General features: G+C 51.9%; 6 tRNA genes and 10 rRNA genes. All 16 read left to right on the plus strand.

Annotated elements, in window-relative coordinates:
* Positions 1–594: 594 nt before the first annotated feature.
* The 16 genes from PGW97_RS01535 to PGW97_RS01610 all read left to right on the plus strand — a co-directional run bounded on the left by PGW97_RS01535 (position 595) and on the right by PGW97_RS01610 (position 18,849).
* Positions 595–2,146 (plus strand): 16S ribosomal RNA (locus PGW97_RS01535).
* A gap of 318 nt (positions 2,147–2,464) precedes the next feature.
* A 23S ribosomal RNA gene (locus PGW97_RS01540) occupies positions 2,465–5,356 on the plus strand.
* 116 nt (positions 5,357–5,472) lie between these two features.
* Positions 5,473–5,588, plus strand: a 5S ribosomal RNA gene (rrf, locus tag PGW97_RS01545).
* A 344-nt stretch (positions 5,589–5,932) separates the two neighbouring features.
* Positions 5,933–7,484: ribosomal RNA gene (locus PGW97_RS01550) — 16S ribosomal RNA — on the plus strand.
* Positions 7,485–7,575: 91 nt separating this feature from the next.
* Positions 7,576–7,651, plus strand: a tRNA-Glu gene (locus PGW97_RS01555).
* 1 nt (position 7,652) lies between these two features.
* Positions 7,653–7,728, plus strand: a tRNA-Lys gene (locus PGW97_RS01560).
* Between the two features lie 30 nt (positions 7,729–7,758).
* Positions 7,759–7,834 (plus strand) — tRNA-Val (locus PGW97_RS01565).
* A 313-nt stretch (positions 7,835–8,147) separates the two neighbouring features.
* Positions 8,148–11,039: ribosomal RNA gene (locus tag PGW97_RS01570) — 23S ribosomal RNA — on the plus strand.
* Between the two features lie 116 nt (positions 11,040–11,155).
* Positions 11,156–11,271: ribosomal RNA gene (gene rrf / locus PGW97_RS01575) — 5S ribosomal RNA — on the plus strand.
* A 344-nt stretch (positions 11,272–11,615) separates the two neighbouring features.
* Positions 11,616–13,167: ribosomal RNA gene (locus PGW97_RS01580) — 16S ribosomal RNA — on the plus strand.
* Positions 13,168–13,232: 65 nt separating this feature from the next.
* A tRNA-Glu gene (locus PGW97_RS01585) sits at positions 13,233–13,308 on the plus strand.
* 259 nt (positions 13,309–13,567) lie between these two features.
* Positions 13,568–16,459 (plus strand): 23S ribosomal RNA (locus PGW97_RS01590).
* Between the two features lie 115 nt (positions 16,460–16,574).
* Positions 16,575–16,690 (plus strand): 5S ribosomal RNA (gene rrf, locus PGW97_RS01595).
* A 344-nt stretch (positions 16,691–17,034) separates the two neighbouring features.
* Positions 17,035–18,586: ribosomal RNA gene (locus tag PGW97_RS01600) — 16S ribosomal RNA — on the plus strand.
* Together the 16S, 23S and 5S rRNA genes with 6 tRNA genes alongside form the textbook arrangement of a ribosomal RNA operon.
* A gap of 70 nt (positions 18,587–18,656) precedes the next feature.
* Positions 18,657–18,733: transfer RNA gene (locus tag PGW97_RS01605), tRNA-Ile, on the plus strand.
* Between the two features lie 40 nt (positions 18,734–18,773).
* A tRNA-Ala gene (locus PGW97_RS01610) sits at positions 18,774–18,849 on the plus strand.
* Positions 18,850–18,993: the final 144 nt, after the last annotated feature.

The following is an 18,993-nucleotide window of genomic DNA, read 5'->3' on the forward strand; positions in this document are numbered from 1 at the left end:
AGCTTAATGAGATTTTTGATTTAAACACTTTCAATAATTGCTGGTATTTTGTGTTTTTTGCTGGTTAATGTTGTTTTTCTCATCAAGCGAGAAGAAAAGACAATGTTTTCCCTTGCTAACATAATAGAAGTCCCTATAATGCCGCCTCACCAGCACGGTTGACGGTCTTGGATAAGTTATCCATAACCTGTGAATAACTTGTTGGTCGATAGGTTTGATAATTTGTTGAGTGTTAAAAGCTTGACATGATCGTTTGAACGACTATGATTATCAGCCTTTCCTCAGGCTTATATTGCTAAGTTTATAAAAACCTAGCTTTTCAAATCTGAGGCCTGTCATTAAAGGGTTTTGAGAAAATTATTTCAAAAAAACTGTTGACAGGGTGGTTGCTTCTGGTAAGATGCGCAACCTCAGCAGCGACAACTCAATCGTTCGTTGCTGTAAGTTCTTTAACAATTTGACCATGCAATCTGTGTGGGCACTCGTGAACTGATAGTCAAAAAAGATTTATCGATGAACTGAGTGACCAATTCAAAATGACTTCGGTTATTTTGGCACAGTCAATTTAATTCAGTATTCATCGAGCCAAAACTTTAATTGAAGAGTTTGATCATGGCTCAGATTGAACGCTGGCGGCAGGCCTAACACATGCAAGTCGAGCGGCAGCGACAACATTGACCCTTCGGGGGATTTGTTGGGCGGCGAGCGGCGGACGGGTGAGTAATGCCTGGGAACATGCCTTAGTGTGGGGGATAACCATTGGAAACGATGGCTAATACCGCATAATCTCTACGGAGCAAAGAGGGGGACCTTCGGGCCTCTCGCGCTAAGATTGGCCCAGGTGGGATTAGCTAGTAGGTGGGGTAACGGCTCACCTAGGCGACGATCCCTAGCTGGTCTGAGAGGATGATCAGCCACACTGGAACTGAGACACGGTCCAGACTCCTACGGGAGGCAGCAGTGGGGAATATTGCACAATGGGGGAAACCCTGATGCAGCCATGCCGCGTGTGTGAAGAAGGCCTTCGGGTTGTAAAGCACTTTCAGCAGTGAGGAAGGCGGTATCGTTAATAGCGGTATTGTTTGACGTTAGCTGCAGAAGAAGCACCGGCTAACTCCGTGCCAGCAGCCGCGGTAATACGGAGGGTGCGAGCGTTAATCGGAATTACTGGGCGTAAAGCGCATGCAGGCGGCTTGTTAAGCCAGATGTGAAAGCCCGGGGCTCAACCTCGGAATCGCATTTGGAACTGGCAGGCTAGAGTCTTGTAGAGGGGGGTAGAATTTCAGGTGTAGCGGTGAAATGCGTAGAGATCTGAAGGAATACCGGTGGCGAAGGCGGCCCCCTGGACAAAGACTGACGCTCAGATGCGAAAGCGTGGGGAGCAAACAGGATTAGATACCCTGGTAGTCCACGCCGTAAACGATGTCTACTTGGAGGTTGGTGTCTTGAACACTGGCTTTCGGAGCTAACGCGTTAAGTAGACCGCCTGGGGAGTACGGTCGCAAGATTAAAACTCAAATGAATTGACGGGGGCCCGCACAAGCGGTGGAGCATGTGGTTTAATTCGATGCAACGCGAAGAACCTTACCTACTCTTGACATCCAGAGAACTTAGCAGAGATGCTTTGGTGCCTTCGGGAACTCTGAGACAGGTGCTGCATGGCTGTCGTCAGCTCGTGTTGTGAAATGTTGGGTTAAGTCCCGCAACGAGCGCAACCCTTATCCTTGTTTGCCAGCACTTCGGGTGGGAACTCCAGGGAGACTGCCGGTGATAAACCGGAGGAAGGTGGGGACGACGTCAAGTCATCATGGCCCTTACGAGTAGGGCTACACACGTGCTACAATGGCATATACAGAGGGCAGCAAGACCGCGAGGTGGAGCGAATCCCACAAAGTATGTCGTAGTCCGGATTGGAGTCTGCAACTCGACTCCATGAAGTCGGAATCGCTAGTAATCGTGGATCAGAATGCCACGGTGAATACGTTCCCGGGCCTTGTACACACCGCCCGTCACACCATGGGAGTGGGCTGCACCAGAAGTAGATAGCTTAACCTTCGGGAGGGCGTTTACCACGGTGTGGTTCATGACTGGGGTGAAGTCGTAACAAGGTAGCCCTAGGGGAACCTGGGGCTGGATCACCTCCTTACCTAAAGACTGCGCTTTGCGTAGTGTCCACACAGATTGCTTGGTTAATAAGTTAAAAACAACAGCAGAAAGCCTTAATGAATGGCGCTCGCTATTGATTAAAGCTGTTTGCTTTAATGCTCTTTAACAATCTGGAAAGCTGACTAGTAATTCGATTCATACGAATCGAAATTATTGTTTCTCGAAAGAGAAACGAGTTCTCAAGCAATACACATTCAAGTGTCTTGTGTAAGAAGAGTCCGGCAAAACAAACTAACCATCTTAACTCAGATGGAAAAACCTTGGTTGTTTGAACATACGAAACCTCTTGGGGTTGTATGGTTAAGTGACTAAGCGTACACGGTGGATGCCTGGGCAGTCAGAGGCGATGAAGGACGTACTAACTTGCGATAAGCGTAGATAAGGCAGTAAGAGCCACTTGAGTCTACGATTTCCGAATGGGGAAACCCAGCTGCATAAGCAGTTATCATCAAGTGAATACATAGCTTGATGAGGCGAACCGGGGGAACTGAAACATCTAAGTACCCCGAGGAAGAGAAATCAACCGAGATTCCGGCAGTAGCGGCGAGCGAAACCGGATTAGCCCTTAAGCGCTTTAGGTGTCAGGCGAATGAGCTGGAAAGCTCAGCGATACAGGGTGACAGCCCCGTAGCCGACAACACATTTGGCGTGAAAACGAGTAGGACGGGACACGTGTTATCTTGTCTGAAGATGGGGGGACCATCCTCCAAGGCTAAATACTCCTGACTGACCGATAGTGAACCAGTACCGTGAGGGAAAGGCGAAAAGAACCCCTGTGAGGGGAGTGAAATAGAACCTGAAACCGTGTACGTACAAGCAGTAGGAGCAGGCTTTGTCCTGTGACTGCGTACCTTTTGTATAATGGGTCAGCGACTTAATTTCAGTAGCAAGGTTAACCGTATAGGGGAGCCGTAGGGAAACCGAGTCTTAACTGGGCGTGCAGTTGCTGGGATTAGACCCGAAACCGAGTGATCTAGCCATGGGCAGGTTGAAGGTGCGGTAACACGCACTGGAGGACCGAACCGACTAATGTTGAAAAATTAGCGGATGACTTGTGGCTAGGGGTGAAAGGCCAATCAAACTCGGAGATAGCTGGTTCTCCCCGAAAGCTATTTAGGTAGCGCCTCGGACGAATACTACTGGGGGTAGAGCACTGTTAAGGCTAGGGGGTCATCCCGACTTACCAACCCTTTGCAAACTCCGAATACCAGTAAGTACTATCCGGGAGACACACGGCGGGTGCTAACGTCCGTCGTGGAGAGGGAAACAACCCAGACCGCCAGCTAAGGTCCCAAAGTTATCGCTAAGTGGGAAACGATGTGGGAAGGCTCAGACAGCCAGGATGTTGGCTTAGAAGCAGCCATCATTTAAAGAAAGCGTAATAGCTCACTGGTCGAGTCGGCCTGCGCGGAAGATTTAACGGGGCTAAGCGATACACCGAAGCTGCGGCAATGCGCATTAGCGTATTGGGTAGGGGAGCGTTCTGTAAGCCGCTGAAGGTGTCCTGTAAGGGGCGCTGGAGGTATCAGAAGTGCGAATGCTGACATGAGTAACGATAAAGGGGGTGAAAAACCTCCTCGCCGGAAGACCAAGGGTTCCTGTCCAACGTTAATCGGGGCAGGGTGAGTCGACCCCTAAGGCGAGGCCGAAAGGCGTAGTCGATGGGAAACGGGTTAATATTCCCGTACTTCTTGCTATTGCGATGGGGGGACGGAGAAGGCTAGGTGGGCCTGGCGACGGTTGTCCAGGTTCAAGGGTGTAGGCTGATGGTTTAGGCAAATCCGGACCATCTCAAGGCTGAGACCCGATGTCGAGGCACCACGGTGCTGAAGTCATTGATGCCATGCTTCCGGGAAAAGCCTCTAAGCTTCAGATAGCAAGAAATCGTACCCCAAACCGACACAGGTGGTCGGGTAGAGAATACCAAGGCGCTTGAGAGAACTCGGGTGAAGGAACTAGGCAAAATGGTACCGTAACTTCGGGAGAAGGTACGCTGCCGGCGGTGAAGAGACTTGCTCTTGGAGCTGCTGGCAGTCGCAGATACCAGGTGGCTGCAACTGTTTATTAAAAACACAGCACTGTGCAAAATCGAAAGATGACGTATACGGTGTGACGCCTGCCCGGTGCCGGAAGGTTAATTGATGGGGTTATCCTTAGGGAGAAGCTCTTGATCGAAGCCCCGGTAAACGGCGGCCGTAACTATAACGGTCCTAAGGTAGCGAAATTCCTTGTCGGGTAAGTTCCGACCTGCACGAATGGCGTAATGATGGCCACGCTGTCTCCACCCGAGACTCAGTGAAATTGAAATCGCAGTGAAGATGCTGCGTACCCGCGGCTAGACGGAAAGACCCCGTGAACCTTTACTACAGCTTGGCACTGAACATTGACCCTACATGTGTAGGATAGGTGGGAGGCTTCGAAGCAGGTACGCCAGTATCTGTGGAGCCGTCCTTGAAATACCACCCTTGTAGTGTTGATGTTCTAACGTCGCCCCCTTATCGGGGGTGCGGACAGTGCCTGGTGGGTAGTTTGACTGGGGCGGTCTCCTCCCAAAGCGTAACGGAGGAGCACGAAGGTGGGCTAATCACGGTCGGACATCGTGAGGTTAGTGCAATGGCATAAGCCCGCTTGACTGCGAGAATGACGGTTCGAGCAGGTGCGAAAGCAGGTCATAGTGATCCGGTGGTTCTGAATGGAAGGGCCATCGCTCAACGGATAAAAGGTACTCCGGGGATAACAGGCTGATACCGCCCAAGAGTTCATATCGACGGCGGTGTTTGGCACCTCGATGTCGGCTCATCACATCCTGGGGCTGAAGTCGGTCCCAAGGGTATGGCTGTTCGCCATTTAAAGTGGTACGCGAGCTGGGTTTAGAACGTCGTGAGACAGTTCGGTCCCTATCTGCCGTGGGCGTTGGATGATTGAGAGGGGCTGCTCCTAGTACGAGAGGACCGGAGTGGACGAACCTCTGGTGTTCGGGTTGTGTCGCCAGACGCATTGCCCGGTAGCTAAGTTCGGAATCGATAACCGCTGAAAGCATCTAAGCGGGAAGCGAGCCTCAAGATGAGTCATCCCCAGAGCTTTAAGCTCTCTGAAGGGTTGTTCGAGACTAGAACGTTGATAGGCAGGGTGTGTAAGCGCTGTGAGGCGTTGAGCTAACCTGTACTAATTGCCCGTGCGGCTTAACCATACAACACCCAAGGGGTTTTACGGACTCCATGAGCACTTGAATGGTGTGCTTGAACTTTAGTCAGTTTTTTCCAAGATTGTGATTTGCGGCCTGCGGGCGGTGAATCAAAGAATTTGCCTGGCGACCATAGCGCTGTGGACCCACCTGATCCCATGCCGAACTCAGACGTGAAACGCAGCAGCGCCGATGGTAGTGTGGGGCCTCCCCATGTGAGAGTAGGACATCGCCAGGCACCTATTCCAGAAAGCCCGTTGGGTCACAACGGGCTTTTCTTTCGCTCCAACTGGTGAATCAGTGAGCGGAGTCACGCTAAGGTTTTTTACTGACTGAAAAAGTAGAGAATTTTACCTTGACTTAAACGCTGGGAAGCGTATTATACGCCTCCTGACTTGCTGAAGCGCTCCGCGCTAACGCATTGAAAGTCAACGTTCTTTAACAATTTGACCATGCAATCTGTGTGGGCACTCGTGAACTGATAGTCAAAAAGATTTATCGATGAACTGAGTGACCAATTCAAAATAGCTTCGGTTATTTTGGCACAGTCAATTTAATTCAGTATTCATCGAGCCAAAACTTTAATTGAAGAGTTTGATCATGGCTCAGATTGAACGCTGGCGGCAGGCCTAACACATGCAAGTCGAGCGGCAGCGACAACATTGACCCTTCGGGGGATTTGTTGGGCGGCGAGCGGCGGACGGGTGAGTAATGCCTGGGAACATGCCTTAGTGTGGGGGATAACCATTGGAAACGATGGCTAATACCGCATAATCTCTACGGAGCAAAGAGGGGGACCTTCGGGCCTCTCGCGCTAAGATTGGCCCAGGTGGGATTAGCTAGTAGGTGGGGTAACGGCTCACCTAGGCGACGATCCCTAGCTGGTCTGAGAGGATGATCAGCCACACTGGAACTGAGACACGGTCCAGACTCCTACGGGAGGCAGCAGTGGGGAATATTGCACAATGGGGGAAACCCTGATGCAGCCATGCCGCGTGTGTGAAGAAGGCCTTCGGGTTGTAAAGCACTTTCAGCAGTGAGGAAGGCGGTATCGTTAATAGCGGTATTGTTTGACGTTAGCTGCAGAAGAAGCACCGGCTAACTCCGTGCCAGCAGCCGCGGTAATACGGAGGGTGCGAGCGTTAATCGGAATTACTGGGCGTAAAGCGCATGCAGGCGGCTTGTTAAGCCAGATGTGAAAGCCCGGGGCTCAACCTCGGAATCGCATTTGGAACTGGCAGGCTAGAGTCTTGTAGAGGGGGGTAGAATTTCAGGTGTAGCGGTGAAATGCGTAGAGATCTGAAGGAATACCGGTGGCGAAGGCGGCCCCCTGGACAAAGACTGACGCTCAGATGCGAAAGCGTGGGGAGCAAACAGGATTAGATACCCTGGTAGTCCACGCCGTAAACGATGTCTACTTGGAGGTTGGTGTCTTGAACACTGGCTTTCGGAGCTAACGCGTTAAGTAGACCGCCTGGGGAGTACGGTCGCAAGATTAAAACTCAAATGAATTGACGGGGGCCCGCACAAGCGGTGGAGCATGTGGTTTAATTCGATGCAACGCGAAGAACCTTACCTACTCTTGACATCCAGAGAACTTAGCAGAGATGCTTTGGTGCCTTCGGGAACTCTGAGACAGGTGCTGCATGGCTGTCGTCAGCTCGTGTTGTGAAATGTTGGGTTAAGTCCCGCAACGAGCGCAACCCTTATCCTTGTTTGCCAGCACTTCGGGTGGGAACTCCAGGGAGACTGCCGGTGATAAACCGGAGGAAGGTGGGGACGACGTCAAGTCATCATGGCCCTTACGAGTAGGGCTACACACGTGCTACAATGGCATATACAGAGGGCAGCAAGACCGCGAGGTGGAGCGAATCCCACAAAGTATGTCGTAGTCCGGATTGGAGTCTGCAACTCGACTCCATGAAGTCGGAATCGCTAGTAATCGTGGATCAGAATGCCACGGTGAATACGTTCCCGGGCCTTGTACACACCGCCCGTCACACCATGGGAGTGGGCTGCACCAGAAGTAGATAGCTTAACCTTCGGGAGGGCGTTTACCACGGTGTGGTTCATGACTGGGGTGAAGTCGTAACAAGGTAGCCCTAGGGGAACCTGGGGCTGGATCACCTCCTTACCTAAAGACTGCGCTTTGCGTAGTGTCCACACAGATTGCTTGGTCGAAATGTAGAGAACATGTGTTCGGGTACCCAAACCCGGAACAAAAGGTCCCATTCGTCTAGAGGCCTAGGACACCGCCCTTTCACGGCGGTAACAGGGGTTCGACTCCCCTATGGGACGCCACGGGTCGTTAGCTCAGTTGGTAGAGCAGTTGACTTTTAATCAATTGGTCGCAGGTTCGAATCCTGCACGACCCACCATCTTCTCCTCGGAAGATGTAAAACATCGGAGGGCGATTAGCTCAGTTGGGAGAGCACCTCCCTTACAAGGAGGGGGTCACTGGTTCGAGCCCGGTATCGCCCACCACTCTCTAAATACTTTTCTGCACGGAGCCGCAGATTCAATAGCAGTAATGTTGTTGGGTCAGTTTCGTGACGCTGAAAGTCTTTAGACAGTGGCTGCCGCAAGGCAAACACATGCTCTTTAACAATCTGGAAAGCTGACTAGTAATTCGATTCATACGAATCGAAATTATTGTTTCTCGAAAGAGAAACGAGTTCTCAAGCAATACACATTCAAGTGTCTTGTGTAAGAAGAGTCCGGCAAAACAAACTAACCATCTTAACTCAGATGGAAAAACCTTGGTTGTTTGAACATACGAAACCTCTTGGGGTTGTATGGTTAAGTGACTAAGCGTACACGGTGGATGCCTGGGCAGTCAGAGGCGATGAAGGACGTACTAACTTGCGATAAGCGTAGATAAGGCAGTAAGAGCCACTTGAGTCTACGATTTCCGAATGGGGAAACCCAGCTGCATAAGCAGTTATCATCAAGTGAATACATAGCTTGATGAGGCGAACCGGGGGAACTGAAACATCTAAGTACCCCGAGGAAGAGAAATCAACCGAGATTCCGGCAGTAGCGGCGAGCGAAACCGGATTAGCCCTTAAGCGCTTTAGGTGTCAGGCGAATGAGCTGGAAAGCTCAGCGATACAGGGTGACAGCCCCGTAGCCGACAACACATTTGGCGTGAAAACGAGTAGGACGGGACACGTGTTATCTTGTCTGAAGATGGGGGGACCATCCTCCAAGGCTAAATACTCCTGACTGACCGATAGTGAACCAGTACCGTGAGGGAAAGGCGAAAAGAACCCCTGTGAGGGGAGTGAAATAGAACCTGAAACCGTGTACGTACAAGCAGTAGGAGCAGGCTTTGTCCTGTGACTGCGTACCTTTTGTATAATGGGTCAGCGACTTAATTTCAGTAGCAAGGTTAACCGTATAGGGGAGCCGTAGGGAAACCGAGTCTTAACTGGGCGTGCAGTTGCTGGGATTAGACCCGAAACCGAGTGATCTAGCCATGGGCAGGTTGAAGGTGCGGTAACACGCACTGGAGGACCGAACCGACTAATGTTGAAAAATTAGCGGATGACTTGTGGCTAGGGGTGAAAGGCCAATCAAACTCGGAGATAGCTGGTTCTCCCCGAAAGCTATTTAGGTAGCGCCTCGGACGAATACTACTGGGGGTAGAGCACTGTTAAGGCTAGGGGGTCATCCCGACTTACCAACCCTTTGCAAACTCCGAATACCAGTAAGTACTATCCGGGAGACACACGGCGGGTGCTAACGTCCGTCGTGGAGAGGGAAACAACCCAGACCGCCAGCTAAGGTCCCAAAGTTATCGCTAAGTGGGAAACGATGTGGGAAGGCTCAGACAGCCAGGATGTTGGCTTAGAAGCAGCCATCATTTAAAGAAAGCGTAATAGCTCACTGGTCGAGTCGGCCTGCGCGGAAGATTTAACGGGGCTAAGCGATACACCGAAGCTGCGGCAATGCGCATTAGCGTATTGGGTAGGGGAGCGTTCTGTAAGCCGCTGAAGGTGTCCTGTAAGGGGCGCTGGAGGTATCAGAAGTGCGAATGCTGACATGAGTAACGATAAAGGGGGTGAAAAACCTCCTCGCCGGAAGACCAAGGGTTCCTGTCCAACGTTAATCGGGGCAGGGTGAGTCGACCCCTAAGGCGAGGCCGAAAGGCGTAGTCGATGGGAAACGGGTTAATATTCCCGTACTTCTTGCTATTGCGATGGGGGGACGGAGAAGGCTAGGTGGGCCTGGCGACGGTTGTCCAGGTTCAAGGGTGTAGGCTGATGGTTTAGGCAAATCCGGACCATCTCAAGGCTGAGACCCGATGTCGAGGCACCACGGTGCTGAAGTCATTGATGCCATGCTTCCGGGAAAAGCCTCTAAGCTTCAGATAGCAAGAAATCGTACCCCAAACCGACACAGGTGGTCGGGTAGAGAATACCAAGGCGCTTGAGAGAACTCGGGTGAAGGAACTAGGCAAAATGGTACCGTAACTTCGGGAGAAGGTACGCTGCCGGCGGTGAAGAGACTTGCTCTTGGAGCTGCTGGCAGTCGCAGATACCAGGTGGCTGCAACTGTTTATTAAAAACACAGCACTGTGCAAAATCGAAAGATGACGTATACGGTGTGACGCCTGCCCGGTGCCGGAAGGTTAATTGATGGGGTTATCCTTAGGGAGAAGCTCTTGATCGAAGCCCCGGTAAACGGCGGCCGTAACTATAACGGTCCTAAGGTAGCGAAATTCCTTGTCGGGTAAGTTCCGACCTGCACGAATGGCGTAATGATGGCCACGCTGTCTCCACCCGAGACTCAGTGAAATTGAAATCGCAGTGAAGATGCTGCGTACCCGCGGCTAGACGGAAAGACCCCGTGAACCTTTACTACAGCTTGGCACTGAACATTGACCCTACATGTGTAGGATAGGTGGGAGGCTTCGAAGCAGGTACGCCAGTATCTGTGGAGCCGTCCTTGAAATACCACCCTTGTAGTGTTGATGTTCTAACGTCGCCCCCTTATCGGGGGTGCGGACAGTGCCTGGTGGGTAGTTTGACTGGGGCGGTCTCCTCCCAAAGCGTAACGGAGGAGCACGAAGGTGGGCTAATCACGGTCGGACATCGTGAGGTTAGTGCAATGGCATAAGCCCGCTTGACTGCGAGAATGACGGTTCGAGCAGGTGCGAAAGCAGGTCATAGTGATCCGGTGGTTCTGAATGGAAGGGCCATCGCTCAACGGATAAAAGGTACTCCGGGGATAACAGGCTGATACCGCCCAAGAGTTCATATCGACGGCGGTGTTTGGCACCTCGATGTCGGCTCATCACATCCTGGGGCTGAAGTCGGTCCCAAGGGTATGGCTGTTCGCCATTTAAAGTGGTACGCGAGCTGGGTTTAGAACGTCGTGAGACAGTTCGGTCCCTATCTGCCGTGGGCGTTGGATGATTGAGAGGGGCTGCTCCTAGTACGAGAGGACCGGAGTGGACGAACCTCTGGTGTTCGGGTTGTGTCGCCAGACGCATTGCCCGGTAGCTAAGTTCGGAATCGATAACCGCTGAAAGCATCTAAGCGGGAAGCGAGCCTCAAGATGAGTCATCCCCAGAGCTTTAAGCTCTCTGAAGGGTTGTTCGAGACTAGAACGTTGATAGGCAGGGTGTGTAAGCGCTGTGAGGCGTTGAGCTAACCTGTACTAATTGCCCGTGCGGCTTAACCATACAACACCCAAGGGGTTTTACGGACTCCATGAGCACTTGAATGGTGTGCTTGAACTTTAGTCAGTTTTTTCCAAGATTGTGATTTGCGGCCTGCGGGCGGTGAATCAAAGAATTTGCCTGGCGACCATAGCGCTGTGGACCCACCTGATCCCATGCCGAACTCAGACGTGAAACGCAGCAGCGCCGATGGTAGTGTGGGGCCTCCCCATGTGAGAGTAGGACATCGCCAGGCACCTATTCCAGAAAGCCCGTTGGGTCACAACGGGCTTTTCTTTCGCTCCAACTGGTGAATCAGTGAGCGGAGTCACGCTAAGGTTTTTTACTGACTGAAAAAGTAGAGAATTTTACCTTGACTTAAACGCTGGGAAGCGTATTATACGCCTCCTGACTTGCTGAAGCGCTCCGCGCTAACGCATTGAAAGTCAACGTTCTTTAACAATTTGACCATGCAATCTGTGTGGGCACTCGTGAACTGATAGTCAAAAAGATTTATCGATGAACTGAGTGACCAATTCAAAATAGCTTCGGTTATTTTGGCACAGTCAATTTAATTCAGTATTCATCGAGCCAAAACTTTAATTGAAGAGTTTGATCATGGCTCAGATTGAACGCTGGCGGCAGGCCTAACACATGCAAGTCGAGCGGCAGCGACAACATTGACCCTTCGGGGGATTTGTTGGGCGGCGAGCGGCGGACGGGTGAGTAATGCCTGGGAACATGCCTTAGTGTGGGGGATAACCATTGGAAACGATGGCTAATACCGCATAATCTCTACGGAGCAAAGAGGGGGACCTTCGGGCCTCTCGCGCTAAGATTGGCCCAGGTGGGATTAGCTAGTAGGTGGGGTAACGGCTCACCTAGGCGACGATCCCTAGCTGGTCTGAGAGGATGATCAGCCACACTGGAACTGAGACACGGTCCAGACTCCTACGGGAGGCAGCAGTGGGGAATATTGCACAATGGGGGAAACCCTGATGCAGCCATGCCGCGTGTGTGAAGAAGGCCTTCGGGTTGTAAAGCACTTTCAGCAGTGAGGAAGGCGGTATCGTTAATAGCGGTATTGTTTGACGTTAGCTGCAGAAGAAGCACCGGCTAACTCCGTGCCAGCAGCCGCGGTAATACGGAGGGTGCGAGCGTTAATCGGAATTACTGGGCGTAAAGCGCATGCAGGCGGCTTGTTAAGCCAGATGTGAAAGCCCGGGGCTCAACCTCGGAATCGCATTTGGAACTGGCAGGCTAGAGTCTTGTAGAGGGGGGTAGAATTTCAGGTGTAGCGGTGAAATGCGTAGAGATCTGAAGGAATACCGGTGGCGAAGGCGGCCCCCTGGACAAAGACTGACGCTCAGATGCGAAAGCGTGGGGAGCAAACAGGATTAGATACCCTGGTAGTCCACGCCGTAAACGATGTCTACTTGGAGGTTGGTGTCTTGAACACTGGCTTTCGGAGCTAACGCGTTAAGTAGACCGCCTGGGGAGTACGGTCGCAAGATTAAAACTCAAATGAATTGACGGGGGCCCGCACAAGCGGTGGAGCATGTGGTTTAATTCGATGCAACGCGAAGAACCTTACCTACTCTTGACATCCAGAGAACTTAGCAGAGATGCTTTGGTGCCTTCGGGAACTCTGAGACAGGTGCTGCATGGCTGTCGTCAGCTCGTGTTGTGAAATGTTGGGTTAAGTCCCGCAACGAGCGCAACCCTTATCCTTGTTTGCCAGCACTTCGGGTGGGAACTCCAGGGAGACTGCCGGTGATAAACCGGAGGAAGGTGGGGACGACGTCAAGTCATCATGGCCCTTACGAGTAGGGCTACACACGTGCTACAATGGCATATACAGAGGGCAGCAAGACCGCGAGGTGGAGCGAATCCCACAAAGTATGTCGTAGTCCGGATTGGAGTCTGCAACTCGACTCCATGAAGTCGGAATCGCTAGTAATCGTGGATCAGAATGCCACGGTGAATACGTTCCCGGGCCTTGTACACACCGCCCGTCACACCATGGGAGTGGGCTGCACCAGAAGTAGATAGCTTAACCTTCGGGAGGGCGTTTACCACGGTGTGGTTCATGACTGGGGTGAAGTCGTAACAAGGTAGCCCTAGGGGAACCTGGGGCTGGATCACCTCCTTACCTAAAGACTGCGCTTTGCGTAGTGTCCACACAGATTGCTTGGTCGAAATGTAAAAGACAGATGTGTCCCATTCGTCTAGAGGCCTAGGACACCGCCCTTTCACGGCGGTAACAGGGGTTCGACTCCCCTATGGGACGCCACTTTCTAACTGCACTTGTGAGTGTGATTAGAAAGTGGCTGCCGCAAGGCAAACACATGCTCTTTAACAATCTGGAAAGCTGACTAGTAATTCGATTCAGACGAATCGAAATTATTGTTTCACCGAAAGGTGGAACGAGTTCTCAAGCAATACACATTCAAGTGTCTTGTGTAAGAAGAGTCCGGCAAAACAAACTAACCATCTTAACTCAGATGGAAAAACCTTGGTTGTTTGCCATACGAAACCTCTTGGGGTTGTATGGTTAAGTGACTAAGCGTACACGGTGGATGCCTGGGCAGTCAGAGGCGATGAAGGACGTACTAACTTGCGATAAGCGTAGATAAGGCAGTAAGAGCCACTTGAGTCTACGATTTCCGAATGGGGAAACCCAGCTGCATAAGCAGTTATCATCAAGTGAATACATAGCTTGATGAGGCGAACCGGGGGAACTGAAACATCTAAGTACCCCGAGGAAGAGAAATCAACCGAGATTCCGGCAGTAGCGGCGAGCGAAACCGGATTAGCCCTTAAGTTGGTTTGGTGTCAGGTGAATGAGCTGGAAAGCTCAGCGATACAGGGTGACAGCCCCGTAACCGACAACACCTTATCAGTGAAAACGAGTAGGACGGGACACGTGTTATCTTGTCTGAAGATGGGGGGACCATCCTCCAAGGCTAAATACTCCTGACTGACCGATAGTGAACCAGTACCGTGAGGGAAAGGCGAAAAGAACCCCTGTGAGGGGAGTGAAATAGAACCTGAAACCGTGTACGTACAAGCAGTAGGAGCAGGCTTTGTCCTGTGACTGCGTACCTTTTGTATAATGGGTCAGCGACTTAATTTCAGTAGCAAGGTTAACCGTATAGGGGAGCCGTAGGGAAACCGAGTCTTAACTGGGCGTGCAGTTGCTGGGATTAGACCCGAAACCGAGTGATCTAGCCATGGGCAGGTTGAAGGTGCGGTAACACGCACTGGAGGACCGAACCGACTAATGTTGAAAAATTAGCGGATGACTTGTGGCTAGGGGTGAAAGGCCAATCAAACTCGGAGATAGCTGGTTCTCCCCGAAAGCTATTTAGGTAGCGCCTCGGACGAATACTACTGGGGGTAGAGCACTGTTAAGGCTAGGGGGTCATCCCGACTTACCAACCCTTTGCAAACTCCGAATACCAGTAAGTACTATCCGGGAGACACACGGCGGGTGCTAACGTCCGTCGTGGAGAGGGAAACAACCCAGACCGCCAGCTAAGGTCCCAAAGTTATCGCTAAGTGGGAAACGATGTGGGAAGGCTCAGACAGCCAGGATGTTGGCTTAGAAGCAGCCATCATTTAAAGAAAGCGTAATAGCTCACTGGTCGAGTCGGCCTGCGCGGAAGATTTAACGGGGCTAAGCGATACACCGAAGCTGCGGCAATGCGCATTAGCGTATTGGGTAGGGGAGCGTTCTGTAAGCCGCTGAAGGTGTCCTGTAAGGGGCGCTGGAGGTATCAGAAGTGCGAATGCTGACATGAGTAACGATAAAGGGGGTGAAAAACCTCCTCGCCGGAAGACCAAGGGTTCCTGTCCAACGTTAATCGGGGCAGGGTGAGTCGACCCCTAAGGCGAGGCCGAAAGGCGTAGTCGATGGGAAACGGGTTAATATTCCCGTACTTCTTGCTATTGCGATGGGGGGACGGAGAAGGCTAGGTGGGCCTGGCGACGGTTGTCCAGGTTCAAGGGTGTAGGCTGATGGTTTAGGCAAATCCGGACCATCTCAAGGCTGAGACCCGATGTCGAGGCACCACGGTGCTGAAGTCATTGATGCCATGCTTCCGGGAAAAGCCTCTAAGCTTCAGATAGCAAGAAATCGTACCCCAAACCGACACAGGTGGTCGGGTAGAGAATACCAAGGCGCTTGAGAGAACTCGGGTGAAGGAACTAGGCAAAATGGTACCGTAACTTCGGGAGAAGGTACGCTGCCGGCGGTGAAGAGACTTGCTCTTGGAGCTGCTGGCAGTCGCAGATACCAGGTGGCTGCAACTGTTTATTAAAAACACAGCACTGTGCAAAATCGAAAGATGACGTATACGGTGTGACGCCTGCCCGGTGCCGGAAGGTTAATTGATGGGGTTATCCTTAGGGAGAAGCTCTTGATCGAAGCCCCGGTAAACGGCGGCCGTAACTATAACGGTCCTAAGGTAGCGAAATTCCTTGTCGGGTAAGTTCCGACCTGCACGAATGGCGTAATGATGGCCACGCTGTCTCCACCCGAGACTCAGTGAAATTGAAATCGCAGTGAAGATGCTGCGTACCCGCGGCTAGACGGAAAGACCCCGTGAACCTTTACTACAGCTTGGCACTGAACATTGACCCTACATGTGTAGGATAGGTGGGAGGCTTCGAAGCAGGTACGCCAGTATCTGTGGAGCCGTCCTTGAAATACCACCCTTGTAGTGTTGATGTTCTAACGTCGCCCCCTTATCGGGGGTGCGGACAGTGCCTGGTGGGTAGTTTGACTGGGGCGGTCTCCTCCCAAAGCGTAACGGAGGAGCACGAAGGTGGGCTAATCACGGTCGGACATCGTGAGGTTAGTGCAATGGCATAAGCCCGCTTGACTGCGAGAATGACGGTTCGAGCAGGTGCGAAAGCAGGTCATAGTGATCCGGTGGTTCTGAATGGAAGGGCCATCGCTCAACGGATAAAAGGTACTCCGGGGATAACAGGCTGATACCGCCCAAGAGTTCATATCGACGGCGGTGTTTGGCACCTCGATGTCGGCTCATCACATCCTGGGGCTGAAGTCGGTCCCAAGGGTATGGCTGTTCGCCATTTAAAGTGGTACGCGAGCTGGGTTTAGAACGTCGTGAGACAGTTCGGTCCCTATCTGCCGTGGGCGTTGGATGATTGAGAGGGGCTGCTCCTAGTACGAGAGGACCGGAGTGGACGAACCTCTGGTGTTCGGGTTGTGTCGCCAGACGCATTGCCCGGTAGCTAAGTTCGGAATCGATAACCGCTGAAAGCATCTAAGCGGGAAGCGAGCCTCAAGATGAGTCATCCCCAGAGCTTTAAGCTCTCTGAAGGGTTGTTCGAGACTAGAACGTTGATAGGCAGGGTGTGTAAGCGCTGTGAGGCGTTGAGCTAACCTGTACTAATTGCCCGTGCGGCTTAACCATACAACACCCAAGGGGTTTTACGGACTCCATGAGCACTTGAATGATGTGCTTGAACTTTAGTCAGTTTTTCCAAGATTGTGATTTACGGCCTGCGGGCGGTGAATCAAAGAATTTGCCTGGCGACCATAGCGCTGTGGACCCACCTGATCCCATGCCGAACTCAGACGTGAAACGCAGCAGCGCCGATGGTAGTGTGGGGCCTCCCCATGTGAGAGTAGGACATCGCCAGGCACCGATTCCAGAAAGCCCGTTGGGTCACAACGGGCTTTTCTTTCGCTCCAACTGGTGAATCAGTGAGCGGAGTCACGCTAAGGTTTTTTACTGACTGAAAAAGTAGAGAATTTTACCTTGACTTAAACGCTGGGAAGCGTATTATACGCCTCCTGACTTGCTGAAGCGCTCCGCGCTAACGCATTGAAAGTCAACGTTCTTTAACAATTTGACCATGCAATCTGTGTGGGCACTCGTGAACTGATAGTCAAAAAGATTTATCGATGAACTGAGTGACCAATTCAAAATAGCTTCGGTTATTTTGGCACAGTCAATTTAATTCAGTATTCATCGAGCCAAAACTTTAATTGAAGAGTTTGATCATGGCTCAGATTGAACGCTGGCGGCAGGCCTAACACATGCAAGTCGAGCGGCAGCGACAACATTGACCCTTCGGGGGATTTGTTGGGCGGCGAGCGGCGGACGGGTGAGTAATGCCTGGGAACATGCCTTAGTGTGGGGGATAACCATTGGAAACGATGGCTAATACCGCATAATCTCTACGGAGCAAAGAGGGGGACCTTCGGGCCTCTCGCGCTAAGATTGGCCCAGGTGGGATTAGCTAGTAGGTGGGGTAACGGCTCACCTAGGCGACGATCCCTAGCTGGTCTGAGAGGATGATCAGCCACACTGGAACTGAGACACGGTCCAGACTCCTACGGGAGGCAGCAGTGGGGAATATTGCACAATGGGGGAAACCCTGATGCAGCCATGCCGCGTGTGTGAAGAAGGCCTTCGGGTTGTAAAGCACTTTCAGCAGTGAGGAAGGCGGTATCGTTAATAGCGGTATTGTTTGACGTTAGCTGCAGAAGAAGCACCGGCTAACTCCGTGCCAGCAGCCGCGGTAATACGGAGGGTGCGAGCGTTAATCGGAATTACTGGGCGTAAAGCGCATGCAGGCGGCTTGTTAAGCCAGATGTGAAAGCCCGGGGCTCAACCTCGGAATCGCATTTGGAACTGGCAGGCTAGAGTCTTGTAGAGGGGGGTAGAATTTCAGGTGTAGCGGTGAAATGCGTAGAGATCTGAAGGAATACCGGTGGCGAAGGCGGCCCCCTGGACAAAGACTGACGCTCAGATGCGAAAGCGTGGGGAGCAAACAGGATTAGATACCCTGGTAGTCCACGCCGTAAACGATGTCTACTTGGAGGTTGGTGTCTTGAACACTGGCTTTCGGAGCTAACGCGTTAAGTAGACCGCCTGGGGAGTACGGTCGCAAGATTAAAACTCAAATGAATTGACGGGGGCCCGCACAAGCGGTGGAGCATGTGGTTTAATTCGATGCAACGCGAAGAACCTTACCTACTCTTGACATCCAGAGAACTTAGCAGAGATGCTTTGGTGCCTTCGGGAACTCTGAGACAGGTGCTGCATGGCTGTCGTCAGCTCGTGTTGTGAAATGTTGGGTTAAGTCCCGCAACGAGCGCAACCCTTATCCTTGTTTGCCAGCACTTCGGGTGGGAACTCCAGGGAGACTGCCGGTGATAAACCGGAGGAAGGTGGGGACGACGTCAAGTCATCATGGCCCTTACGAGTAGGGCTACACACGTGCTACAATGGCATATACAGAGGGCAGCAAGACCGCGAGGTGGAGCGAATCCCACAAAGTATGTCGTAGTCCGGATTGGAGTCTGCAACTCGACTCCATGAAGTCGGAATCGCTAGTAATCGTGGATCAGAATGCCACGGTGAATACGTTCCCGGGCCTTGTACACACCGCCCGTCACACCATGGGAGTGGGCTGCACCAGAAGTAGATAGCTTAACCTTCGGGAGGGCGTTTACCACGGTGTGGTTCATGACTGGGGTGAAGTCGTAACAAGGTAGCCCTAGGGGAACCTGGGGCTGGATCACCTCCTTACCTAAAGACTGCGCTTTGCGTAGTGTCCACACAGATTGCTTGGTTAAAATGTGAAGAGCGAAACGATGCTGGGTCTGTAGCTCAGGTGGTTAGAGCGCACCCCTGATAAGGGTGAGGTCGGTGGTTCAAGTCCACTCAGACCCACCACTTCCTGCCCAAAGGAAGCTGGTGAGGCATCGGAAACGTTGGGGCTATAGCTCAGCTGGGAGAGCGCCTGCCTTGCACGCAGGAGGTCAGCAGTTCGATCCTGCTTAGCTCCACCACTCTTTAAGGGTTTTCCCTGAGAATCTTTAAACAGTGGTGTTATCTCGTTGGAGATAACGACACATGCTCTTTAACAATCTGGAAAGCTGACTAGTAATTCGATTCATACGAATCGAAATTATTGTTTCACCGAAAGGTGGAAC

Origin of the sequence: Photobacterium sp. GSS17, assembly GCF_028621875.1 — a bacterium.
Taxonomy (GTDB): domain Bacteria; phylum Pseudomonadota; class Gammaproteobacteria; order Enterobacterales; family Vibrionaceae; genus Photobacterium; species Photobacterium ganghwense.